This is a genomic window from Aestuariimicrobium sp. p3-SID1156, from assembly GCF_025144225.1.
Lineage (GTDB): Bacteria > Actinomycetota > Actinomycetes > Propionibacteriales > Propionibacteriaceae > Aestuariimicrobium.
In genome coordinates this window covers 117,523-140,542 of sequence record NZ_JALXXB010000003.1, presented here as the reverse complement: position 1 = coordinate 140,542, position 23,020 = coordinate 117,523, and the positions used below count along the sequence as shown (strand labels likewise).

Genomic DNA, 23,020 nt, shown 5'->3' with positions numbered 1-23,020 from the left:
CCCTGTGGTTCGTCTCGGAGGCTCAGGCTGCAGTGGTGGTGCGCAGCTGGGCCAGCGCGCTGCGCTCGATCTGGCGCACCCGCTCGGCGGTGATCCCCCAGACCGCACCGATGTCGGCGAGCTTGGCCTGGCGACCATCCACCAGCCCGTAGCGGCGACGGACGACGTCGGCGGAGCGCTCGTCCAGGTCGGAGAGCATTTCCTCCAGGGCGGACATGTCCTCGGCGTCCAACACCACGGCATCGGGGCCGGGGGTGACGTCACGGGCGATCAGGTCGCCCAGGCTGGTGTCGCCATCCTCGTCCACGGGCGCATCAAGGCTGATGTGCTCACGGGAGTAACGGATCAGTTCCACCACACGCTCGGGCTCGAGCTGCAGTTCAGTGGCGATCTCGGCGATCTCGGGCTCGCGGCCCAGTTCACGCTCCAGGTTGCGACGGGCGGCCGAGACCTGGTTCACCTGCTCAGCGACGTGCACGGGCAGGCGCACGATGCGTCCCTGCTGGGCGATGCCGCGGCTGATCGCCTGGCGCACCCACCAGGTGGCATAGGTCGAGAACTTGAAGCCCTTGGTGTAGTCGAACTTCTCCACCGCACGAATCAGGCCGGTGTTGCCCTCCTGGACGAGGTCCAGCATCGGCATCGGGGCCCGGTTGTACTTGCGGGCGATCGAGACGACCAGTCGGAGGTTGGCCCGGATGAAGTGCTGCATGGCGGCCTCGCCGTCAACGGCCAGCTCCCGGAGCTCCTCCTCGGTTGCCGTCACCCTCGTCGTGACCACGCCGTCGATGATGGCCTGGGCGAAGACGCCCACCTCGATGCGGCGGGCGAGTTCGACCTCGTCGGCGGCGCTCAGCAGTGGCGTGCGAGCAATGGCCTCCAGGTACTGACCGACCGAGTCCTTGCCGTCAATGCCATCTGTGGAGCGATAACGCTGCTTGGTTTCCAATTGACTACCTCTCCTGCGTTGCTACACCCTGTACAACGCTTCGGGCGTGGAAATGATTCTCCTGTGCGTCGATCCGGGCCCGAAGTATGCGGAGAGCTGAAATGGGTCAGACCGCGGTCGTACACGTGGCCCCGGAAACGTTCTGGGTTCAGGCTCAGGACTGAACTCCCTCTGCTCTGCCTCGGCCACCGCGATCAATGATCCACGCCATCTCCCAGGCCAGCTCGCGCCACTTCTCGTAACGTCCGGTGACGCCGGCATGTCCCGCCACCATTTCGGTGCGCAGCAGGATCGGGTTCTGTCCACCCCAGTGGCTGGTGCGGCGCAGCTCCTGGACCCACTTGAGCGGTTCCACGTAGTAGACGCGGGTGTCGTTGAGCCCGGTCGTGGCCAGGATCGCCGGATAGGCCACCTCACGCAGGTTCTCGTACGGCGAGTACGACTTCATGTAGGCGTACACCTCGGCGTCCTCCAGCGGGTTGCCCCACTCCTCCCATTCGGTGACTGTGAGCGGCAGGTCGGGGTTGAGAATCGTGGTGAGCGCGTCCACGAACGGCACCGCCGCATGGACGCCCGCGAACAGCTCGGGGGCCAGATTGGCCACGGCGCCCATGAGGAGTCCTCCGGCCGAGCCGCCTTCGGCCACCATGCGGTCCGGGCTGGTCCAGCCGTTGTCGACCAGCCAGCGGGCGGAATCGACGAAGTCGGTGAAGGTGTTGGTCTTGGCGAGCAGCTTCCCCTCCTCGTACCAGGCCCTCCCCATCTCGCCGCCACCACGGATGTGGGTGATCACGTAGATGAAGCCGTGGTCGAGCAGGCTCAGCCTCGGCACCGAGAACCGGATGGGCATCGACGCCTCATAGGAGCCGTAGCCGTAGAGCACCAGGGGAGCGCTGGCGTCGACGGGCGTGGTCGCCCTGCGCACGATCGACAACGGGATGCGGGTGCCATCGCCTGCCGTGGCCCATGCCCGTTCCTGCACGTAGTCGGCCGGGTTGTAGGGGCCAAAGCGTGGGTGGTCGAGCACCGGGGTCTGCTTCAGGACCGTCTGCACACCGGTGTCCAGGCGCACCTCCCGTACCTGGTGCGGGGTGACCATGGAGGTGTAGTTCAGGCGGATCCGGTCGGTGGTGAAGTCTGCATGCGCCGAGGAGGACACCTCGTACAGTGGCTCCTCGAAGGCGAGGGGTTCAGCCGACGCCGGATCGCTGGCGGGGGCAATCCAGACCGCAGGCAGACCCTCTCGGCGTCCCTCGACCACCACGTGGTCGGCATAGGCTTCGACCTCGCTGATGCGCTCACCCGGTCGGGGTTCGAGCACCGACACCCAGGTGTCGAAGGGGGCTGCGACCTCACCATCGGAGATCGGGGCGCAGGCCAGCTCGAAATCGGGGTGTCGGTCGTTGTGGATGATCCACAGACGCTCGGCGGTGGCCTCGACCTGGTAGTCCAACCCCTCGCGTCGGGGGGTGACGAGGCGCGGGGTGGCGGTCGGGTCCGCGGTGGGTACCAGTCGAGCCTCACCGGTCAGCTTGGAGCCGAGGGTGAGCACGACCCAGGAACGGTCGCGTGAGGTGCCCACCCACAGCCAGAAGCGTTCGTCATCCTCCTGGTGGACCAGCGCGTCGGAGGCCGGGTCACTGCCCAGACGGTGGCGCCAGACCTGGTGGGGGCGCCAGGCCTCATCCACGGTGGTGTAGAAGAGCCACTCGTCATTGCCGAAGGTGACATTGGCGGCGATGCCGCGCTGGATCGACGTGGTCGAACCATCGGCCAGCTGGCGCAGCTTCACGTCGTAGCGTTCGTCACCGGAATTGTCGACGGCCCAGAGCAACCGCGAACCGTCGGGGGAGACCTCCAGGGCGCCCAGCGAGAAGAACTTCTCGCCCTCGGCCTCGACATTGCCATCGAGCAGGACCTGTTCGCCGGGCAGCGACCCGCCGGTCAAGTCGGGCACCTCGTCCTGGCTGCTGGCCGGCACGCGGCACCACAGCGGGTAGTCCTTGCCCTCGATGGTGCGTGAGTAGTACCAGTAGGCCTGGCCGGTCGTGTGGGTCTCATAGCTGGGCACGCTCAGGTCGGTCTCCTGGGTGCGCGCCTTGTAGTCGTCAAACAGGGACGCCCGCAGGCCCGCCAGGTGGGCAGTCTGGCCCTCGGCGTACGCGTTCTCGGCCTCGAGGAGACTGATCACTTCGGGATTCTCCTTGTCGCGCAGCCACTCATAGGGGTCGACGAAGGTGTCGCCATGGTGGGTGCGCTCGACGGGGCGTCGGTCGGCAACAGGAGGAGTCAGGACGGAATCGCGATCAGGCACATCGGTCACCCTATCCGTCTCGTCGGTTGCAGGTCCCCTCATCGGCGTCGGCCGGGAACAGGATCGGGCAGGGTCGCGCACGGCAATGGTCGTTGTCGGTGATTTGGCGGTCATGGCAGAATGGTGCGGAGGCATTGACAACCGCTGGCTTGGCTGTGCCCTGATCAGGATTTTCGACTCGAGAGGCACCCTGTGACCCCGCGTTCCACTGGCGAGACGACCACTTCCACCGCTGAGGAGACGACCAGCGAAGCGGGAACCCCCGCTGCGAAGCAGGCGACCGCCACCACGTCGGCCGCCAAGAAGACTGCCAGCAAGACCACTGCGGCGAAGAAGGCCGCGACCAAGAAGACCACCGCCACCAAGTCGGCCGCCAAGGCCGCCGCGACGAAGTCCGCGGCTGCCAGGAGTGGTGCGTCCACGACGACCGCGGCCAAGAAGACGACTGCTCGCAAGGCCGCCGCGGCAAAGGCGCCGGTCGAGCCCGTTGACGAGGTCGCGGAGGACGTCGAGGTCGAGGAGCCGACCGAGGTCCTGGAGGAGGAGCTCGAGGAGCCCACCGTCGAGCAGGCCCTGCAGCAGGTCGTCGAGGTACAGGCCGATGTCGAGATCGACGGGGATGACCTGGTCATCACCGTCGGAGGCAAGAAGGACGGCAAGGCCCGTCTGGACGACGTCGATGAGTCGGAGTTCAACTCCGAGGAGGCAGCCAAGGACGAGAAGGCCATCACTGAGGAGGTCGGCTTCGTCGTCAGCGAGTCCGATGACACCGATGAGCCGGAGCAGCAGGTCAACGTCGCTGGCGCCACCGCGGACCCGGTCAAGGACTACCTGCGCCAGATCGGCAAGGTCGCTCTGCTGAACGCCGAGATGGAGGTCGAGCTCGCCAAGCGCATTGAGGCAGGCCTGTTCGCCGACGAGCAGCTCAGTGACCCCGCCATCAAGGTGAAGGCTGCCGATGTCGAGGACTACGAGTGGATCGCCGAGGATGGTCGCAAGGCCAAGAACCACCTGCTGGAGGCCAACCTCCGCCTGGTGGTCTCGCTGGCCAAGCGCTACACCGGCCGCGGCATGCTCTTCCTCGACCTGATTCAGGAGGGCAACCTGGGCCTGATCCGTGCGGTCGAGAAGTTCGACTACACCAAGGGCTACAAGTTCTCCACCTATGCGACCTGGTGGATCAAGCAGGCCATCACCCGCGCCATGGCCGACCAGGCTCGCACCATCCGTATCCCGGTGCACATGGTCGAGGTCATCAACAAACTCGCCCGCGTCCAGCGCCAGATGCTGCAGGACCTCGGCCGCGAACCCACCCCGGAGGAGCTGGCCAAGGAACTCGACATGACCCCGGAGAAGGTCGTGGAGGTGCAGAAGTACGGCCGCGAGCCCATCTCGCTGCACACCCCCCTGGGGGAGGACGGCGACTCCGAGTTCGGTGACCTGATCGAGGACTCCGAGGCGATCGTCCCGGCCGATGCGGTGAACTTCACCCTGCTGCAGGAGCAGCTCCACGACGTGCTGGACACCCTCTCAGACCGCGAGGCCGGCGTGGTGTCGATGCGTTTCGGCCTCACCGATGGCCAGCCCAAGACCCTGGATGAGATCGGCAAGGTCTATGGGGTCACCCGCGAGCGGATCCGCCAGATCGAGTCCAAGACCATGAGCAAGCTGCGTCACCCCTCGCGTTCGCAGGTCCTCCGGGATTACCTGGACTGACATGAAGCCGTTGGCAGAGCCCGGACGTTTCCGGATCAAGCAGGCCGCCGTGGAGCAGCTGCTGGACGCTGCGCGCATGAAGGCGGCGGCCTGGCGCGAGACCTACCCACTGCCCGACGAGGCGCTCGACCTGATCGAGGCAGCGGCCACCCGCACTGCCGACTACTGGCAGGAGCAGGTGCGCGCCGGCGCCTACTTCTGGATCGTGGTGGACACCGCCAACGACTCCGAGATCGTGGGCGTTTCCAATGCGGCGGTGGGCCGCGACCTGAACGCCCCCACCCCGCTGGAGCTCACCATGATCTACCTGCTGGACGTCGCCAAGGGCTCCGGCATCGCCGATCGACTCCTGGAGATGACCATCGGGGATGCACCGGCCTACCTGTGGGTGATGGAGGGCAATGACCGCGCCGTCGCCTTCTATCGGCGCCATGGCTTCGAGCTCGACGGCGAGCGTCGCGACATGGGCGGAGCCCTGGAGGGTCACACCGAGGTAAGGATGGTCCGCGGCCTCTGATCCGTGGATCATGGCGCTGCGACGAACACCCTTTCGACGGACGAGTGGAGGCCTCGCTGGGAATAGTCCGGCCCACGCGCGGGTTGGACCCAGTATGAGCACTTCCATCCCACTCTCAGTCCTCGACCTCGCCACTGTCACGGAGGGGTCCACGACCCGGGATGCGCTCCACCGCTCCATCCGGCTCGCCCAGGCGGCCGATGAACTCGGCTATCAGCGATTCTGGGTCGCCGAACACCACAACATGCCTGCGGTGGCCTCGACCAACCCGCCGGTCATCATCGCCGCCCTGGGCGCGAACACCTCCCGCATTCGCGTCGGCTCCGGCGGGGTCATGCTGCCCAACCATGCCCCGTATGTGGTCGCCGAGCAGTTCGCATTGCTCGAGGCGCTCTACCCCGGGCGCATCGATCTGGGGCTGGGGCGAGCGCCCGGCACCGACCAGCGCACTGCGGCCGCCCTGCGACGCAGCACCGACGGCCTGGGCGCCGAGGAGTTCCCCCAGCACGTCCTCGAACTCATGAGCTGGCTGGGTGACAATCGTCTCGAGGAGCCGATGTCGGCCACTCTCAAGGCGACGCCGGCCCCCGGTGACACCCAGCCCGAGGTCTGGCTGCTCGGCAGCTCGGGCTACTCGGCCCAGCTCGCCGGCATGTTGGGGCTGCGGTACTGCTACGCACACCACTTCGGGCAGATGGACGAGGTGCAGGTGGTGGAGGCCTACCGCGCCCGGTTCCAGCCCTCGCCGGTGCTGTCCGAGCCGTACGCGATGATTTGCACCAGCGCCATCACCGCCGACACCGCCGAACAGGCGGAGTGGCTGGCCGGACCGGCCAAGCAGATGGCCCTGGCCCTGCGCACCAACCGGCTGACCCCCGTGATCTCGCCGGAGGAGGCGGCTCGTCGCCAGCTCTCCCCGCTGGAGGAACAGATGCTGGCGCACCTGCCTGCCACCAAGTTCGTCGGCACCGCCGACGTCGTGGCGGAGGGACTGCAGCATCTCATCGACCGCACCGGCATCCAGGAGCTCATGCTCACCGCGACCACGCACGACGTCCAGACCCGGCTCGACACCCTGGCCGCCCTCCGGGATGCCGACCTGCAGGCGCGCTGATCCGGCGCGTCCACGATTTCGTTTGCCCCATGGCCTACCGTGGGGAACAAAGGTCGACGCCGTGGCGTTGTACTGATCGAAGCACCTAGCAAAGAGAGGCCACCGATGAGCACCAGCACTGTGGAAAGCACCCTTGACGCATCGGATCGCTGCGATCGTTGCGGCGCCCAGGCCTACCTGCGTGTCACCCTCAACAGCGGCGGACAGCTGTTGTTCTGCGCGCACCATGGTCGCGCACACCAGGACAAGCTGCAGCAGGTCGCCCTGAAGATCCAGGACGAAACCGCGCGCCTGCACTGATCCCAGCGAACCCAGACCCCTACCGAGAGGCCCCGCACCGACCACCTGGTGCGGGGCCGCTCGCGTGCCGGGTCGGAATTGTCGGGGCCGGCTTGTAATCTCGCGGGGTGGCACAGATCAAGGCGCAGAACCAGGGACGAGACTACGAGGCCAAGCACCTGCTGGTGCTGGAGGGACTCGAGGCCGTGCGGAAGCGCCCGGCGATGTACATCGGGTCCACGGACACCAAGGGGTTGATGCATTGCCTGTGGGAGATCATCGACAACTCCGTCGACGAGGCCCTGGCCGGGTACGGCAACCTGATCACCGTCTCGCTGAGGGCCGATGGCTCGGTCGAGGTGGCCGACCAGGCCCGTGGCATCCCCGTCGACAAGGAGCCGCGCACCGGTCTGAGCGGCATCGAGGTCGTCTTCACCAAGCTTCACGCCGGCGGCAAGTTCGGCTCGGGGACCTACAACGCCACCGGCGGCCTCCACGGCGTCGGTGCCTCAGTGGTCAATGCCCTCAGCTCCCGACTCGACGTCCAGGTCGACCGCAACTCCAAGGTCTATGAGGTCTCCTTCCGTCGTGGCGTGCCCGGTGTCTTCGACGGCGAGGGGCCCGAGGCCCCGTTCACCCCTCAGCCCGGCGTCCGTGAGGTGGGTAGGGCCAAGCGGGGGGTGACCGGCACGCGGGTGCGCTACTGGCCCGACCGCCAGATCTTCCTCAAGGACGCCGAACTCTCCCTGGAGCACCTGCTCAACCGCGCCCGACAGACCAGCTTCCTTGTCCCCGGGCTACGGCTGGAGATCGCGGACCAGCGCCATCCGGGGGAACCGGTGAGTGAGATTTTCCAGCACGATGGCGGCATCAGCGAGTTCTGCGACTACCTGGCACCGGGGGAGAAGGTCTCGGAGGTGATGCGGCTCCAGGGGACCGGCTCCTTCACCGAAACCGTCCCCATGTTGGACCAGAACGGCGCCATGACCCCCACTGACGTCGACCGTGACCTCGACATCGACATCGCCCTGTGCTGGACCAACTCCTACGACACCGTCGAGCGTTCGTTCGTGAACGTCGTCGCCACCCCCAAGGGCGGCACCCATGTCTCAGGTTTCGAGCAGGGCATCACCAAGGCCTTCGCCACGGTGATGGGCAACTCCCGCATCCTCAAGTCAGGGGAGGAGGTTGTCCGCGACGACGTCCTGGAGGGGATGACAGCTGTGGTCACCGTGCGGCTGGCCGAACCCCAGTTCGAGGGCCAGACCAAGGAGGTACTCGGCACCCCACCCGTACGCCGGCTGGTGGCCCGTACCGTCGAGCAGGAGGTCACCGACTGGCTGACCTCCACCAAGCCTGCAGTCAAGACCGTAGCCCGCACCGTGATGGAGAAGGTCGCCAATGCCGGTCGGGCCCGCGTGGCTGCCCGCGTCCACAAGGAGAACCAGCGCCGCAAGACTGCGCTGGAGTCCTCCTCGTTGCCCCCGAAGCTGAAGGACTGCCGCAGCTCCGACACCGACGCCACCGAGCTGTTCATCGTGGAGGGCGACTCGGCCCTGGGCACCGCCAATGTGGCCCGCAACTCGGAGTTCCAGGCGCTGCTGCCGATCCGGGGCAAGATTCTCAACGTGCAGAAGGCCTCGGTGGCCGACATGCTCAAGAACGCCGAGTGCGCCAGCATCATCCAGGTCGTCGGCGGCGGCTCGGGGCGCACCTTCGACCTCGACTCCGCGCGCTACGGCAAGATCATCTTCATGGCGGACGCCGACAGCGACGGTGCCCACATCCGTTGCCTGCTCGCCACACTCTTCTTCAAGTACATGCGCCCCATGGTCGAAGCGGGCCGGGTCTACTCGGCTGTCCCGCCGCTGCACCGGTTCGAGCTGGTCAAGCCCAAGCGCGGTTACGACAAGTACATCTACACCTACTCCGATGCCGAGTACCAGCGGAAGCTGGCCGAGCTCACCAAGCGCGGCCAGTCATTCAAGGAGCCGCAGCGCTACAAGGGCCTGGGCGAGATGGACGCCTCCCAACTCAAGGAGACCACCATGGACCCCAAGCACCGCACCCTGCGCCGCATCACTGTGGACGAGGCCGAGGCCGCCGAGCGGGTGTTCGAGATGCTGATGGGTAATGACGTCGCCCCGCGCAAGGAGTTCATCATCGACGGCGCCTACCAGATCGACACGGAGACCATCGACGCGTGAGTCGTTGCCCAATGTTCACCCGTTGGCCCTAGTGTTCAGCGGGTGAGCAGCCCCCACTTCGGCCAGCCCCCCAAGCCGGCCTCCACTGACGCCGGCCCTTCCCACGAGTTGCCGGAGGTCACCGCCCTCGAGGCGGCACCTCCGAGCCGTCCCGGTCGCGTCATGGCCTGGGCGCTGTGGGACTGGGGCACCCAGCCCTTCGCCACCGTCATCACCACCTTCGTCTTCGCGGTCTACATCACCTCGTCAAGCTTCGGAGCCGGAAACACCCCGGCCCTGGCATTGTCCACCTCCACCGCGATCGCCGGCGTCATCGTCGCCCTCCTCGCGCCGGTACTTGGCCAGCGGGCGGATCGCTCCGGTCATACCGTGCGCAATCTGCGGTGGCAGACCTGGGCACTGGTGGCCATCTCGGCGTCCCTGTTCTTCGTCGCACCCGACCCGAAGTGGCTCTGGCCGGGTCTCGCGCTGCTGGGCATCGGCTCGATCATCAGCGAACTTGCCGGCGTCAACTACAACGCCACCATCGAGCAGGTGGCCTCCCCGAGGAACGTCGGACGCGTCTCGGGGCTGGGCTGGGGGATGGGCTACATGGGTGGCATCGTGGTGCTCCTGCTCATCTACGTCACCCTCATCGCCCCCGACACGCTCGAGAACGGGCTCGACGTGCGGTACGGCATGCTCGTCTGTGCCGCCTGGACGCTGCTGTTCACCATCCCGACCTTCCTGGTCATCCGCGACCGGGAGCAGGTCCGCAGCGAGCGGCGCCCGGTCAGCATCGTCAGCGCCTACCGCGACGTGTTCGGCACCATCAAGGGGCTCTGGCACGAGCAGCGGGAGCTGTTCTGGTTCCTGATCGCCTCGGCGCTCTTCCGCGACGGTCTGGCCGGCGTGTTCTCCTTCGGTGCGGTGATCGCCACCAGCACCTTCGGCTTCACCGCCGGCAGCGTGATCATCTTCGGTGCCGCCGCCAACATCGTTGCCGGCCTGGCCACCATCGCCTCGGGCCTGCTGGACGACGTTCTGGGTCCGCGCACGGTCATCCTGGGGTCCCTGGTTGGCCTGATCGCCTGCGGTGTGGGGGTCTTCGCGCTCCACGACGGCGGCCCGAAGGTGTTCTGGAGCCTCGGCCTGATCATGTGCATGTTCGTCGGTCCGGCACAGTCAGCGGCCCGGAGCTACCTCGCCCGCATCATCCCGGCCGGGCGCAGCGGTGAGATCTTCGGCCTCTACGCCACCACCGGACGCGCCATCTCCTTCCTCGCCCCGACCCTCTTCGGCCTCTCCATCAGCCTAGGTGCGTCCCTGACCGGACGGGAGAACACCCAGTACTGGGGGATCCTGGGCATCGTGATGGTGCTGCTGGTCGGCCTGGTCGCGATGCTCATGGTCCGACCGAACCGGCGGGCCACCGTCTAGCCCCACGCCGGGAGGGGGCACGTAGGGTGTGGCCATGACCGCACGCCTGTTCTCCGCAGTCCTGCCCCCGCTCGACGTCCTGGAGCGGATCGACGCGCATCTCCAACCACGCCGGGCCGCGGGGTCGGGAACGTGGCGCTGGACGCCGATGGAGAACTGGCATGTCACCACCGCGTTCATGGCCTCGGTGCCCGAACGCGCCCGCGAACCCCTTGACGAACTGCTCGCCGAGGCGGCTGCGGCCACCCCCGCCTTCGACATCCGTCTGGCGGGAACCGTCTGCTTCCCGGACCCCAGCCGAGCACGCATCCTGGCGCTGGGCGTGACACAGGGCGCACAGGAACTGGAAGCCCTGGCCCAACGCTGCCGCAATGCTGCCACCAGGGCCGGAACCAGTGCGGATGGCGCACGCTACACCGGTCACCTCACCCTGGCCCGTACCCATCGCGGCACGGAAGCGACCTCATGGGTGCGGATCGTGGATTCCTTCCCGGGCTGGTCCTGGACCGCCCAGGAGTTGGTGCTGATTGAGTCGCACCTGGCCGAGCGCCGTTATGAGGTCGTGGGTCGCTGGCCCCTCGCGGTGGTCCGAGGAGCCCGCTGAGCTGCCTCAGGCGATCGTGATCTCCTCCAGGAGCCCGGAGTCCACGTCGTAGATGAACCCGCCCACGGTGGCGAAGCCGGTGATGAGCGGGTGGCTGCGCAGCGCACGCACGTCGAAGTTGACGGCGCTGGCCTGGTCGGGAGAGGCGCCCAGGGTCATGCCGCGGATGTCGGTGCCATCCTTGGTGAGCACCTTGTCGGCAATCTGCTGGTCGGTGCCGCTTGCCATCGCGCAGCGGGTGTGGGGGACAACCATGATGCGATCCACGTTGAGCAGGTGCACTCCCAGGATGCACCCGACGATGGCGTCCGGGGTGACCCGACCACCGGGGGTGCGCAGGATCTTCGCGTCCCCGAGCTTGAGGCCGAGCATGCTCAGCGGCTCGATGCGCGAGTCCATGCACGTGATCACTAGGACCCCGGCCTGCGCGATGCCGTCGAAGCCGCCCTCGGTGAAGGTCTCGGCGTAGGTCTTGTTCCTCTCCAGCAGGTCGTCAAAGTCACCCATGGGGGACACTCTACGGCCAACGCACTGGGGGGCGTGTCTGCACGTCCCCTCGTCCTCAGTCCTGAATGCTGCGCCTCAGACGCCACGGCGCGAGAACCACCAAGGCGGAATTGCGCAGCATCCTCCCAAAGTAGTTACCCGCTCGACGAAAGAACTTGCTCGACTCGGCTTCCTCGAGCCGCGCGTTGAATCTTCCAAAGCCGTACGTTCGCACGAAGGCGAGATTGCAATCCATCTCGCCTTCACGCGATAGTTGGCGCGTTAGCCAAGTAGCCAAAAGCACGGCGAACAGGAATATGCCCAAAGCGGCCAAGAACAGAGCCCACGTAGGGGCGGGGAGGCTTCCAGCGAACGTCAGCGTTGATCCGTACGACACCAGCATCCAGCCCCCAGAGTTGAGACTCTTAGCCCCGATTTGCGCGTGGACTGAGGAAGGAATCCACGGCAGCAGGCCAGGGCTCTCATAGCCCTCGGCGGTCGGCCACGACTGGCGACGTCGCGCAGCCTTCGTGTTCTGCGGGTCAAGCCGCGCCGCTTGGCGCTGCCACGCCCATGCATTAGCGAGGTCAATCTGAGCCTGAAACGCTGCCGCACAAGCCAACACCGCGGCACCGATGGTTGTAAACCACGCATTTGGCGTCATGGGCACTCCGAAGTCAAAGGAAGTTCAACTCTCACAGCAATGTGGCTTGCGATCCTGCGTCATCAACAGCGGGCTGAGTCTCCACTTTAGAGTCCTCGTCGAAGTCCTCAGCTGGGGCATCCTCGCCAGGGGTCGGGTCGACCCCCGCTGCGGCCCGGGACGCCTCCGAGCTCGCAGGTGCCACGCGTGCCTCCGAGGCAGCAATCGCCCTGCTGGACACTGCGGCGATGGGCTGGGCTGCGGGCGTCCCGGAACCGTCGCGCTTGCCGGTCGCGGGGGGCAGGTCGATCGCCGAGCCCGAGGCGGCGGCAGCGACCGCCGGGGGAGCACCCGCCCAGCCCAGCAGCAGGACGTCTTCGCCCTTGAGGAACTTGTGGCAGCGGATGCCTCCGGTGCCGCGCCCCTTGCCCGGGTACTCGGTGAATGGGGTGACCTTGACCATCCCGCTCTGGGAGCCTGCAGGCACCTCAGAACTTCCCGAGACGGTCACCACCACGTCCCCCTCGCGGGCGGGGCCGAACCAGATCGCCCGCGCTCCCGACCCCAGCCGGATGCCGGCCACGCCGCCACCGGCGCGACCCTGCGGCCGCACCGAACCTGCGGGGAAGTGGAGCAGCTGGGCGTCCGTCGTGATGAAGGTGAGCTCGCTGTCCTCATCAGCCAGCTCGACGGCCCCGACCACCTCGTCCTTCGGCTCCAGGCGGATGTACTCCCAGGAGTCCCGGTTCATCATCTCGGGGTTGACTCGCTTGACCACGCCCTGGGCGGTGCCCACAGCCAGCCCGGACGCGCCTACGCCGAGGGAGGTGAGTCCGATCGCGCGCTCACCCTTCTCGAAGGTGAACAGTTCCTTCGCCCGCGAGCCACCCTTCAACGAGGGCGCATTGGCGGTCAGGGGGACCGTGGGGAGGTCGACGGCCGAAGATCGGAGCACCCGCCCCAGGTTGGTGAGCACACCGAACTCTCCCCGCGTGGTGGACCGAATCGCTGCCACGATCACGTCGTGGCTGACCCGGGAGCCGCCGTGGGGCAGTGCCTCGGCGGTGTCGATCCGTGCCATCAGTCCGGCCGAGCTCATCAGCACCCAACAGGGTCCGTCAGCGATCTCCAGGTCAGCCGCGGTCGTCGGCACCTTGGCCGCAGTCTCCCCCGAGCCTTCCAGCAGGACCGTGCGCCGCGGTGTGCCGTACTTCTGTGCCACCTCGGTCAGCTCATCGGCCACCACGCTGCGCAGCACGTCGTCGTTCTCGAGGATCTCGGTGAGCCGGGCGATGCGCTGCCTGAGTTCGTCGCGCTCGGCCTCCAATCGGATCGAGGATAGCCTGGTCAGCTGGCGCAGCTGCATGTCGAGGATGTGGTTGGCCTGGGCCTCGGACAGCTCGAAGGCCTCCATCAGCCGGGTCCGCGCCTCGGCGGAATCATCGGAGGATCGCACGATGGCGATGACATCGTCGATGTCGAGGATGGCCAGCAGCAGGCCCTCGACCAGGTGCAGCCGCTCGGAGGCCTTTCCCAGCTGGAAGCGGGTTCGGCGGGTGACGACCTCAAGGCGGTGGCCGAGGTAGACGTCCAGCATCTCCTTCAGGGTCATCGTCCGCGGCTGTCCCTCCACCAGCGCCACGGAGTTGATCGCGAAGGAGTCCTCCAGCTTGGTCAGCTTGTACAACTGCTGCAGTAGGGCCTCGGGGTTGATGCCGTTCTTGACCTCGATCACCAGGCGGGTGCCGTGGTTGAGGTCTGTGAGGTCCTTGATGTCGCTGATGCCGGTGACCTTCTTGTTCTGGACCAGCGTCTTGATCTGCTCGATGATCTTCTCCGGGCCGACCATGTAGGGCAGCTCGGTGACCACGATGCCCTTGCGGCGCGGGCCGACCTGCTCGATGCGGGCGGTCGCCCGGATGCGGAAGCTGCCGCGTCCGGTCGCGTAGGCGTCCTGGATGCCGGACAGGCCCACGATCGTTCCGCCGGTGGGCAGGTCAGGTCCGGGGATGAAGCGGGTGATGGTCTCCAGCGTGGCGTTGGGGTGTTTGAGCAGGTGCTTGCACGCCTGAACGACCTCGACGAGGTTGTGCGGGGCGATGTTGGTCGCCATGCCCACCGCGATGCCGGCGGCACCGTTGACGAGCAGGTTGGGGATCGCGGCCGGGAGCACGACCGGCTCGGTCTCCTTGCCGTCGTAATTGGGCCGGAAGTCAACAGTGTCCTCATCCAGACCCTGGGTCATCGCCGTCGCGGGGAGGTCCATCCGGCACTCGGTGTAGCGCATCGCCGCCGGGCCGGCGTCCAAAGAACCGAAGTTGCCGTGCCCATCGACCAGCGGCAGGCGCATCGCCCACGGCTGGGCGATTCGCACCAGAGCGTCGTAGATGGCGTTGTCGCCGTGCGGGTGCAGCACACCCATGACTTGACCCACCACGCGGGCGCACTTCACATGCCCGCGATCGGGGCGGATGCCCATCTGGTCCATCGAGTAGAGGATTCGTCGCTGCACCGGCTTGAGGCCGTCACGTGCATCGGGCAGTGCACGGGAGTAGATGACCGAGTACGCGTACTCGAGGAAGCTCGACTCCATCTCCGCCGTCACGTCGACGTCGATGATGCGCTCGTCGTCCTCCTCGATCATCGGCTGGTCGGTCATCTGGTGCGCCAGTTCCCTTCATCTCGGGGACGCCAGGAGTTGCGCGTCCAACGCCCTAGTCTCCCAACTCGCGTGGGCAGGGCGAAACCGGCGCGCCGCAGGCCTGTTCCGTCCCCGCGACGAAGGCTCAGGACTCGGGCCCCTGCAGCACCTCGGGCTCCTCCACCACCTCGGGCTCCTCGGCTTTCCGATTCTGGGTCGTCTCCGCGTCCCGGCGGTCCTGGTCCCGCTGCTCGGCGGCCAGGGCCTCGACGAGCTTGGGGTGGAGGGCGTCGCCGTCGGGCGCGCGGACCTCGGGGGCGTCGTCGGGGTGGAACTGGACGTCATTGGGGTCGCCCAGCACGGTGGTGGTGCCGTGGGCCAGCACCTGCTGGGCCATGGTCAGCTGGCGGATCGCGATGACCCGCACCTTGTCGGGCTGCAGGTCGGCGAACTCGCGGTAGAGCATGGGGTCGTGCTGGCCGTCATCACCCACCAACAGCCAGCGGATGTGGGGGAAGTCGCGGGCCAGTTCGCGCAGCGAGAGCCGCTTGTGCTCGGGCCCGGAGCGGAACCAGCCGGTGTTGGTCGGTCCCCAGTCCGTGAGCAGCATCGTGCCCTGCGGGTAGCCGTGGCGCTTGATGAAGCGGCGCAGGAAGGGGTAGGTGTTCCAGGCCCCGGTGGACACGTAGATGACCGGCGCGCCCGGGTGGTCCTGGAGGATCTTCTGGTACATGCGTGCCATGCCGGGCACCGACTGGCGGGCCTGCTCGGTGGCCACGAAGGAGTTCCAGGCAGCGATGAACAGTCGCGGCAGCCAGGTGGAGATGATCGTGTCGTCGATGTCGCTGATGAGACCAAAGGTTTCTTCATCACCGACCACCTGGATGGGTACCTTGATCGGCTTGGAGTCCTTGGTCTGCATGGAGATCTCGTGCCAGCCCGGAGGAAGATCGAGGTTTTTGACCCGCACGTCGATGTAGCCCGAACGGTCGGTCTGCACATCGATGGGGGCGTCCCCGATGGTGACGGTCACCGTGTGGCGCCCCAGAGCGACGGCCGCGAAGTTCTTCCAGCCGCGCTGGCGCAGCAGGTCGTCGGCGGCACGCATCAGGTCCGAGCGGGGGCGGTCGGGGCTCAGGGTCACGCGCCCCAGCACCCGCACCTGCGTCGAGGTGCCGTAACCTGCATAGCCCACGACGGTCTCGACCCAGCCACGCCGTCGCAGCCGGTGGGCCAGCCAGCGCGTCCAGGTCTCCTCGAGTCGGGCACCGACAAAGGGGCGATTGCTCATGTGCCGGAAGACTAGTGGGTGCAGGCCGTCCGACTGGGGAAATGTGGCAGGATGGCACGGTGCAGCAGCCCTCCATTCGACCCTCCTCACTGCCCGACGAGGTGCGTCGAAGCATCATCGGGTGCGGCTTCTTCCCCGAGCTGGTGTCCGAGTCGATCGAACTCGCCCTGGGGGAGGAACCCGTCCGGACCCACCTGGTCCACCACGAGGCCACCTTCATGGCTGAAGAGGTGCACCGGCACCTCTCCCTGATGGTGGTCACGCCGACCCGCCTTGTCGTGGGACACACGGATGAGTCCAACGACAACCCTGCCGGTGTGCTCCAGGCGATCACCTCCACCGAGTCCGTGCCGCTGCGCAACATCAACTCGGTCACCGTCACTCGCGTGCTCGCCGAGCCGGAGAAGGGTGCCGGGCGGGTGGTCGAGACCTGGCTCACCATCGGCTGGGGGACGCTGCGCCGACTGGAGCTCGAACCAGCCCATTGCGCCGACCCCACCTGCGAGGCTGACCACGGCTTCTCCGGCACCCAGATCTCCGATGACATCACGGTCCGGATGAGCCCCGCTGCTGACGGGGAGGAGTCCGTCCGACGCCTGGTCGAGTTCGGCTCAACGCTGCAGCAGGCCATCAGCGAGTCCAGCCGATGAGGCTGCGGCGCCCCAGCAGTGACGAGCCGATGCTCCCCGACTGGGGGCACAGCACGTTGGCCGAGGTGCTGCCGAGCATCGGTGCGCACTTGGGGGTCAGGGACGCCGGTGTTCCTGCTCTCCACCTGCCCCCCTCCCATCGCTGGGTGGTGGTGATGGTCGATGGCCTGGGCCACGACCTGTTGCGCCAGCACATGGCCATCGCACCCTACTTCGCCGACCTCTTCGGGGACGGTCAGGAGATCACCGCGACCGTCCCTTCCACCACCGCGACCTCGCTCACCTCACTGGGGAGCGGGACGGCCCCAGGTCGTCACGGCATCGTCGGATACTCCTTCCGCGACCAGGCCGGCGGGAAGGTGTTCAACGCCCTCACCTGGGACACCGAGGCGGTACCGGAGGAAGTCCAGCCCAGCCCGACCTGGTTCGAGAAGGCCTGCGGCTGTGAGGCCACGTGTACCGGGGTCGTGCCCGAGCGCTTCCGTGACTCCGGCCTGACCCGCGCTGCCCTCCGGGGCCAGGTGGTGAGCGGGCTGGTGGATGAGGCCGACGAACAGGACCGGATCGATCGTGTCGTGGCGGCGTCCCGTGATGGCCGGCGCAGCCTGGTCTACGTCTACGAACGGATGCTGGACCACACCGGGCACAGCCTGGGCATCCAGCACCCCGCCTGGCGACAGCAGTTGACCCGCATCGACGACTGGGTGGCCCGACTGCGTGGAGCGCTGGACGACGACGTGGTCCTGCTGATCACCGGTGACCATGGCATGCTCGACATCCCGCTCGACCGGCGCATTCTGGTGCAGGATCACCCCGAACTGATGCGTGGCGTCACCGCCCTGGCCGGTGAGGGACGTTTCCGTCAGCTCTACGCCGACCATCCCGCCGACGTCGCGGCCCGCTGGACGGACTTCCTGGGAGAACGTGCGTGGGTGCGGACCCGCGAGCAGGCCATCGAGCAGAGCTGGTTCGGCCCGAACGTGACCCCCCAGGCCGCCCAGCGCATCGGGGACGTGGTGGCGGCGATGCGTGACGATTGGGCGGTGATGAGCAAAGATCTGCCGCGCGAACTTGCGCTGGTCGGGATGCATGGCTCGCTGACGCCGGCGGAGATGGTGGTTCCGCTGCTCGTGGACGCGCCGGAGCACTACTGAGGGTGGGGGAGAACTGATGGTCGAGGAGCTGGACCCCGCAGCCTGGGATGGTGAGCACCAACCCGGCGAACTGGTCTTCTTCTCCGGGCCAATGGACTGCGGCAAGTCCACCCTCGCCCTGCAGGTCAACCACACCCAGGCCTCCCACGGACGCCGCGGGCAACTATTCACCAGTCAGGACCGGGCCGGCGAATCGGTCATCACCAGTCGGATCGGGCTCAGCAGCCCGGCGCTGGAGGTGAACCCCGATTTCGACTTCTGGAAGTGGGTCGTGGCCCGACTCAGCGAAGGATCCCGCCTGGACTTCCTGGTCTGCGACGAGGCGCAGTTCTACACCCGCGACCAGGTGGACCAGCTCGCCATGGCCGTCGACGAACTCGGCCTCGACGTCTTCGCCTTCGGCATCATGGCCGACTTCCGCACCGAACTGTTCCCCGGCTCACGTCGTCTGGTGGAACTGGCCGACCGGATCGAGATGTTGCAGGTGCAGCCGCTGTGCTGGTGCGGCGCCAGGGCCACCCACAATGCGCGCGTGATCGACGGGGAGATGGTAACCGAGGGCAACCAGGTGGTGGTCGGTGACGTGGGTGATGACGCCCCGCCCACCTCAGTCCACTACGAGGTGCTGTGCCGCAAGCACCACCGACGCCGCGTGACCAAAGAGCTCTCCCGTGCCACCCTGTCGCCCGAGACCCTGCCCTTCGACTCCGACCAGCCCGAGGACACCCCATGACCAGCCCCCTCATCTCAGCGACCGACCTCGCCAGGGAACTCGAGTCGGCCGCGCCCCCGCTGGTCCTGGATGCCAGTTTTGCGCTGGGCATGCCAGATTTCGGCTGGGGCCGCTACAAGGCTGGACACATCCCCGGTTCGATCTTCGTGGATGTCGACCAGATGTTCTCCGGCCCCGTGCGGGAGGACCGCCGGGGCGGACGTCACCCGCTGCCCGATCCGGACAGGTTGCAGCAGGATCTCCGGGCTCTCGGCCTCGACGATGACAGCCGAGTGGTGGTCTATGACCAGGGCCCGTCAATGGGCGCGGCGCGGGTCTGGTGGGTGCTTCGGGACGCCGGTGTGGTCGAGGTCCGGGTCCTCGACGGCGGTTTCGCACGCTGGCAGGCAGCGGGCCTCCCCAGCACCAGCGACACCACGCCCGAGCCGGCAGCCGGATCCTTCACTGTGCGTCCCGGCCGGCTCACCGTCGTGGACGCTCGCGGGATTCTCCAGCACCTCGCTTCGGGGCACCAGGTCATTGACGTTCGCACCGCGGAACGCTTCCGCGGGGAGTCCGAGCCCATTGATCCGGTCGCAGGTCACATCCCGGGTGCGGTGAACCTGCCAGCGGGAGAGTTGTCCACCACCGAGGGCTTCAAGACACCTGACGACCTCCGTGAGGTCTTCTCCGGGGTCGGCGAAGGGGACGTGTTCAGCTGCGGGTCCGGTATCACCGCCGCCCATGCCCTGCTGGCCGCCGAGCACGCGGGCATCACGGGGCTGGGGATCTATCCCGGTAGCTGGTCGGACTGGATCAGCGACCCCGACCGTGAGGTCGCCACCGGGGCCTAGCCCGCCACTGGCGCATCGGTGCGCGGCTCATGTGGTCGATCGGGGTCCGCCGAACATGATCTCGTCCCAGCTGGGAACACTGGCGCGACCCTTGCGGGCACGTGGCCGCGGCTTGGGCGTCGGGGCCTCCACCAGGGGATCCTGCTCCGGCTCGGTGATGGCCGGCTCGTCGGGGGCAGCCTCCTGAGGCTGGTGAACGGGCTGTGCGGGCAGCTGTTCCTCCACCGGCTCCTTCGCCTCTTCCTCCGGCACCTCCCGGGCGGGGAGTTCCTCGGCCTGCCCGGAGGTTTCGTCGGCCAGTTCCTCGATGACCGGCATGTCGAGGTCGGCGTAGATGTTCACCGAGTCCTCATCGAAAGCGCTCAGCATGTCGTAGAGGACGTCGAGCTGGGACTCATGGCCGATCAGGTCGTCATGGGCCTCGTCCACCGTCGTGGCCGGGGGGCTATCGGGAGCCGCGGTCGCGAAGTCGACCGCGCCCCGCTCGGAAGGCTCGTCATGGCCCGATCCGGCGTCCTCGCCCTTCTGGGTCGCTCGCACCAGCGCCATGTCGTCGTCGAGTTCGACGGTCGGCTCGGAGTCGGGGTCGGCGGGCGTCGCGGCGCCGGGAAGGGGCTCACCGATCAACGAGCGAGCAGCATCGTCGGAGGCCGTGCTGAAGCGTCCGCGGGTGTCGAAGATGAACCGCGCCTCGACGTCGGGGGAGTCGGTGTTCGTCTCATCGTCGCAGAAGCGGGCCACCACGCCCCAGCGGCGATCGGGCTCGCGCCAGGAGTCCCACTGCACGTCGTCGATGTCGATGCCACGATGCTGCAGGTGCTCGCGCACCACCTGGCGCAGGGACCGTGCCGAGGACGACTCACCCTTCTTCCGGATGGGGCTGCTCAGCGCCTGGCCGACGACATGCTCCCGTTCGGCCAGGACCGGGGCCGCGAACGGCTCGACGGCCTCGTAGGACATCCCCGAGTCGGACACCAGGTCCTCCACGGATTCCCCGGCGCGAATGCGCGCCTGGATCTCGCGGGGGCTGAGGGTGTTGTCCATCGAAACTCCTGTGCAGCGTCCAGTGGGGGGCCGATTCTACGGTTCCGCGTCAACCTACCAAGACCGCCCGAGCAGCGCAGTATCACGGCCCCGGACCCTGCACCTTGACTTCAGCTGGCGCGGGGGCTCAGCTGGCGCGAGAGGCTGTGGGTCAGGGACGACGTTCGATGTCCTCCACGCGGGTCTCATTGGTGGTGCGGAAGTTCTGGCGCTGGGCCTGGGCGATGAAGGAGAAGATGATGGCGGCAACGCCGGCGATCATCAGGATCCAGCCCAGGATGTCGTCGTCAACGTAGGGGATCTCCACGTTGAGCGCCCACTTGAGCACTGCGCCGATCACGAGGAGGACGATGCCGAGTCCAATCCACATGGTGGTCTCCTGGTCGTGCTGGACCCTCGGAGGTGCCGAAGGTCAGTCGGTCAGCGGGCCATGGGGCTGGCCGGCTCTTTCAGAGGCTAGGGACGCGAGCAGCCATCGCGTGGCGACGCGTGAGGATTCACCCCACCCCTGCGGGTGGGTTGTGCCCTGCAGGGCCCCCATTGCGCAGGCACCTCTTGACCACGCTGGAAGAGGTGATATAAATGCGCACGTCACACACGGGGTTGGTGACCACGACAGCAGGTGGAGGGGTACATGGCGACTGACTACGATGCGCCGCGCAAGACCGACGAGGAGATCAGCGAAGACTCCATTGAGGAGTTGAAGAGTCGTCGCAACGATCAGAAGTCGGGCACGGTCGACGAGGACGAGGTGGAGGCTGCGGAGTCCTTCGAGCTCCCGGGCGCGGACCTCTCCCATGAGGAGCTGACCGTTCGCGTGCTGCCTCGTCAGGCCGACGAATTCACCTGTGCCAGCTGCTTCCTGGTGAAGCACCGCAGCCAGGTCGCCCACACTGACGGAGACCAGGTCTTCTGCGTGGACTGCTACTGAGCACTCCAGGCGACTATTTCCAGATCGTGTGGTTCGAGGGGCACCCGTCCGCGGGTGCCCCTCGAGGTGTCGTGGAGCCGGATGGCTCCGGGATCAGACCTTGAAAGTGGTTCGACGCGGCTTCGGCTTGGAGCCCAGAGCTCCCCAGTGACGGGCTGTGTAGCGCGTCGTCGCCAGCTGGGCGATGCCGATACCGACACCGCTGCTGATCGCCCAGATGAAGGCCTGGAAGGCCGGGACGTCTGGGTCTCCGGGCTCCGGGGGCTCCTCGCCGGTGGCAATCTTCCACGCACTCGTGAGCGCCTTCTGGGTGACCACTGTGATCGTCGTGCCGAGCACCGCGGCGTACACCTTGTACAACACCTTTTCCTGCAGGTCCATGGCCACATCCTAAGGGTGCGCCGCACCGCGAGGGGTGCAGAGACGGGGATGCCCACGGGCTAGATTTGCTCGCATGGACGAGCCAGCCCACACTCCGACAGCTCCTCGGCCCCCTGCGCAGCCCTCCGCCGCCTCGGCCCCGGTCTACACCGAGCGCCTGACCGTCTCGGGGGGATGGTGGGCCATCGTGGGCTTCCTGGTGTTCACCTTCGTCGTCGCGGTCTGGGCGATCCTCGACGTGGTCTGGGCACTGGGTGCGCTGGTCCTCCTGGGCGGCCTCGCCGCGCTCGTCCTCATCACCTACGGAGGCGCGCAGTTGCGCGTCGACGACTCAGGTGTCCATGTCGCCGGCGCGCATCTGGGCTGGGCCTGGGTGGGCGGGGCGAAGGCACTGGATGAGATGGCCACACGCCAGGTCCTGGCCGAGGCCTCCGACGGACGCACCTGGCTGCTGGTGCGTCCCTACCTCAAACGCGCCGTCAAGATTGGCGTGGACGACGCAGCTGACCCCCATGACCAGTGGCTGGTCGCCACACGACACCCCGAAGACTTCGCCGAGGCGATCACTGTGGGTCTGAAGCACCATCGAGCGGACTCGCGGAATGACTGAGCCTGTGATCGGTGTGCGCTTGCTCGACCCCGGCATCCCCGTGCCCGCCTTCGCCCACGCCGACGATGCCGGGGCCGATCTCGTCTGCCGTGAGGACGTCCACCTCGAGCCGGGTGAACGTCGTCTCGTGCCGACCGGCATCGCCGTGGAGATCCCCACCGGGTGGGCGGGCTTCATCCACCCGCGGTCCGGTCTGGCCGCTCGCCACGGCCTCGGCATGGTCAACGCGCCAGGCACCATTGACGCCGGGTACCGCGGCGAGATCATGGTCAACCTGGTCAACCATGATCCACACGACCCCATCGACCTCCAGCGTGGCGACCGGATAGCGCAACTGGTGATCCAGGCCGTCGCGCACCCGCGTTTCGAGGTCCGCCAACGGCTGGGCGACAGCGCCCGGGGGGAGGGCGGCCACGGCAGCACCGGCGGCATCGCCCGTTGGTAGAGTGGCTCCGTCCTAGCAGAGCGCTATCAGACGGGCCCCGAGCGGGTCCCCACCAAGCG

At 67.3% G+C, this 23,020-nt stretch carries 23 protein-coding genes; 14 read left to right on the top strand and 9 right to left on the bottom strand.

Annotated features, from left to right (window positions below; genetic code table 11):
• Positions 1 to 22: 22 nt before the first annotated feature.
• Both M3G03_RS05840 and M3G03_RS05835 read right to left on the bottom strand, forming a co-directional pair.
• A complete protein-coding gene (locus tag M3G03_RS05840) occupies positions 23 to 949 on the bottom strand; it encodes an RNA polymerase sigma factor RpoD/SigA (RefSeq protein WP_259808745.1) in 927 nt (308 codons plus the stop codon).
• 154 nt (positions 950 to 1,103) lie between these two features.
• A complete protein-coding gene (locus M3G03_RS05835; protein WP_259808744.1) occupies positions 1,104 to 3,263 on the bottom strand; it encodes a S9 family peptidase in 2,160 nt (719 codons plus the stop codon).
• A 192-nt stretch (positions 3,264 to 3,455) separates the two neighbouring features.
• On the opposite strand from M3G03_RS05835, the gene M3G03_RS05830 reads away from it, so the two are divergent.
• From M3G03_RS05830 to thpR, 7 genes are all read left to right on the top strand, one after another.
• Complete coding sequence (locus M3G03_RS05830; protein ID WP_259808743.1) at positions 3,456 to 4,979, top strand: RNA polymerase sigma factor; 1,524 nt, start codon at positions 3,456 to 3,458, stop codon at positions 4,977 to 4,979.
• A 1-nt stretch (position 4,980) separates the two neighbouring features.
• Positions 4,981 to 5,496 carry a GNAT family N-acetyltransferase gene (locus tag M3G03_RS05825; protein ID WP_259808742.1) on the top strand — a complete coding sequence of 172 codons (516 nt, stop codon included), beginning with the start codon at positions 4,981 to 4,983 and terminating at the stop codon, positions 5,494 to 5,496.
• Between the two features lie 94 nt (positions 5,497 to 5,590).
• On the top strand, positions 5,591 to 6,610 hold the full coding sequence (locus tag M3G03_RS05820) for an LLM class flavin-dependent oxidoreductase (protein WP_259808741.1): 1,020 nt from the start codon (positions 5,591 to 5,593) through the stop codon (positions 6,608 to 6,610).
• A 105-nt stretch (positions 6,611 to 6,715) separates the two neighbouring features.
• On the top strand, positions 6,716 to 6,910 hold the full coding sequence (locus tag M3G03_RS05815; RefSeq protein ID WP_259808740.1) for a hypothetical protein: 195 nt from the start codon (positions 6,716 to 6,718) through the stop codon (positions 6,908 to 6,910).
• A 107-nt stretch (positions 6,911 to 7,017) separates the two neighbouring features.
• Entirely contained in the window at positions 7,018 to 9,096 is a 2,079-nt protein-coding gene (locus M3G03_RS05810) for a type IIA DNA topoisomerase subunit B (protein WP_259808739.1), read from the top strand.
• A 162-nt stretch (positions 9,097 to 9,258) separates the two neighbouring features.
• Positions 9,259 to 10,515 (top strand): MFS transporter, encoded by a 1,257-nt coding sequence (locus M3G03_RS05805; RefSeq protein ID WP_259808850.1) that lies wholly within the window; start codon positions 9,259 to 9,261, stop codon positions 10,513 to 10,515.
• 34 nt (positions 10,516 to 10,549) lie between these two features.
• Positions 10,550 to 11,119, top strand: a complete 570-nt coding sequence (thpR, locus tag M3G03_RS05800; protein ID WP_259808738.1) for an RNA 2',3'-cyclic phosphodiesterase — start codon at positions 10,550 to 10,552, stop codon at positions 11,117 to 11,119.
• A gap of 6 nt (positions 11,120 to 11,125) precedes the next feature.
• Here the strand turns inward: thpR and M3G03_RS05795 are convergent, their stop codons facing one another.
• The 4 genes from M3G03_RS05795 to M3G03_RS05780 all read right to left on the bottom strand — a co-directional run bounded on the left by M3G03_RS05795 (position 11,126) and on the right by M3G03_RS05780 (position 16,180).
• Positions 11,126 to 11,626, bottom strand: a complete 501-nt coding sequence (locus M3G03_RS05795) for a carbonic anhydrase (protein WP_259808737.1) — start codon at positions 11,624 to 11,626, stop codon at positions 11,126 to 11,128.
• Positions 11,627 to 11,681: 55 nt separating this feature from the next.
• Entirely contained in the window at positions 11,682 to 12,269 is a 588-nt protein-coding gene (locus M3G03_RS05790) for a hypothetical protein (RefSeq protein ID WP_259808736.1), read from the bottom strand.
• 31 nt (positions 12,270 to 12,300) lie between these two features.
• On the bottom strand, positions 12,301 to 14,907 hold the full coding sequence (locus tag M3G03_RS05785) for a DNA topoisomerase (ATP-hydrolyzing) subunit A (protein ID WP_259808735.1): 2,607 nt from the start codon (positions 14,905 to 14,907) through the stop codon (positions 12,301 to 12,303).
• Positions 14,908 to 15,034: 127 nt separating this feature from the next.
• Positions 15,035 to 16,180 (bottom strand): App1 family protein, encoded by a 1,146-nt coding sequence (locus tag M3G03_RS05780; protein WP_259808734.1) that lies wholly within the window; start codon positions 16,178 to 16,180, stop codon positions 15,035 to 15,037.
• 59 nt (positions 16,181 to 16,239) lie between these two features.
• On the opposite strand from M3G03_RS05780, the gene M3G03_RS05775 reads away from it, so the two are divergent.
• The 4 genes from M3G03_RS05775 to M3G03_RS05760 are packed head-to-tail and all read left to right on the top strand — an operon-like array spanning position 16,240 to position 19,550.
• Positions 16,240 to 16,830, top strand: coding sequence for a DUF5998 family protein (locus M3G03_RS05775; protein ID WP_259808733.1), 591 nt, complete (start codon positions 16,240 to 16,242; stop codon positions 16,828 to 16,830).
• Positions 16,827 to 17,984, top strand: coding sequence for an alkaline phosphatase family protein (locus M3G03_RS05770; protein ID WP_259808732.1), 1,158 nt, complete (start codon positions 16,827 to 16,829; stop codon positions 17,982 to 17,984). The genes M3G03_RS05775 and M3G03_RS05770 overlap by 4 nt, the downstream gene beginning before the upstream one ends.
• Before the next feature lie 16 nt (positions 17,985 to 18,000).
• Positions 18,001 to 18,717: a thymidine kinase gene (locus M3G03_RS05765; RefSeq protein WP_259808731.1), complete on the top strand. Its 717-nt coding sequence runs from the start codon at positions 18,001 to 18,003 to the stop codon at positions 18,715 to 18,717.
• Complete coding sequence (locus tag M3G03_RS05760) at positions 18,714 to 19,550, top strand: sulfurtransferase (RefSeq protein ID WP_259808730.1); 837 nt, start codon at positions 18,714 to 18,716, stop codon at positions 19,548 to 19,550. The genes M3G03_RS05765 and M3G03_RS05760 overlap by 4 nt, the downstream gene beginning before the upstream one ends.
• A 27-nt stretch (positions 19,551 to 19,577) precedes the next feature.
• On the opposite strand, the gene sepH is transcribed toward M3G03_RS05760, so the two are convergent.
• Positions 19,578 to 20,594: a septation protein SepH gene (gene sepH / locus M3G03_RS05755; protein WP_259808729.1), complete on the bottom strand. Its 1,017-nt coding sequence runs from the start codon at positions 20,592 to 20,594 to the stop codon at positions 19,578 to 19,580.
• 151 nt (positions 20,595 to 20,745) lie between these two features.
• Positions 20,746 to 20,964 (bottom strand): DUF6458 family protein, encoded by a 219-nt coding sequence (locus tag M3G03_RS05750; RefSeq protein ID WP_259808728.1) that lies wholly within the window; start codon positions 20,962 to 20,964, stop codon positions 20,746 to 20,748.
• Positions 20,965 to 21,228: 264 nt separating this feature from the next.
• On the opposite strand from M3G03_RS05750, the gene M3G03_RS05745 reads away from it, so the two are divergent.
• A complete protein-coding gene (locus M3G03_RS05745; protein ID WP_259808727.1) occupies positions 21,229 to 21,525 on the top strand; it encodes a DUF4193 domain-containing protein in 297 nt (98 codons plus the stop codon).
• Between the two features lie 93 nt (positions 21,526 to 21,618).
• Here the strand turns inward: M3G03_RS05745 and M3G03_RS05740 are convergent, their stop codons facing one another.
• Positions 21,619 to 21,906, bottom strand: coding sequence for a DUF4235 domain-containing protein (locus tag M3G03_RS05740; RefSeq protein WP_259808726.1), 288 nt, complete (start codon positions 21,904 to 21,906; stop codon positions 21,619 to 21,621).
• 73 nt (positions 21,907 to 21,979) lie between these two features.
• Here M3G03_RS05740 and M3G03_RS05735 point away from each other — a divergent pair, with 73 nt between their 5' ends.
• Positions 21,980 to 22,516 (top strand): DUF3093 domain-containing protein, encoded by a 537-nt coding sequence (locus tag M3G03_RS05735; protein WP_259808725.1) that lies wholly within the window; start codon positions 21,980 to 21,982, stop codon positions 22,514 to 22,516.
• Entirely contained in the window at positions 22,509 to 22,961 is a 453-nt protein-coding gene (gene dut, locus M3G03_RS05730) for a dUTP diphosphatase (protein ID WP_259808724.1), read from the top strand. The genes M3G03_RS05735 and dut overlap by 8 nt, the downstream gene beginning before the upstream one ends.
• Positions 22,962 to 23,020: the final 59 nt, after the last annotated feature.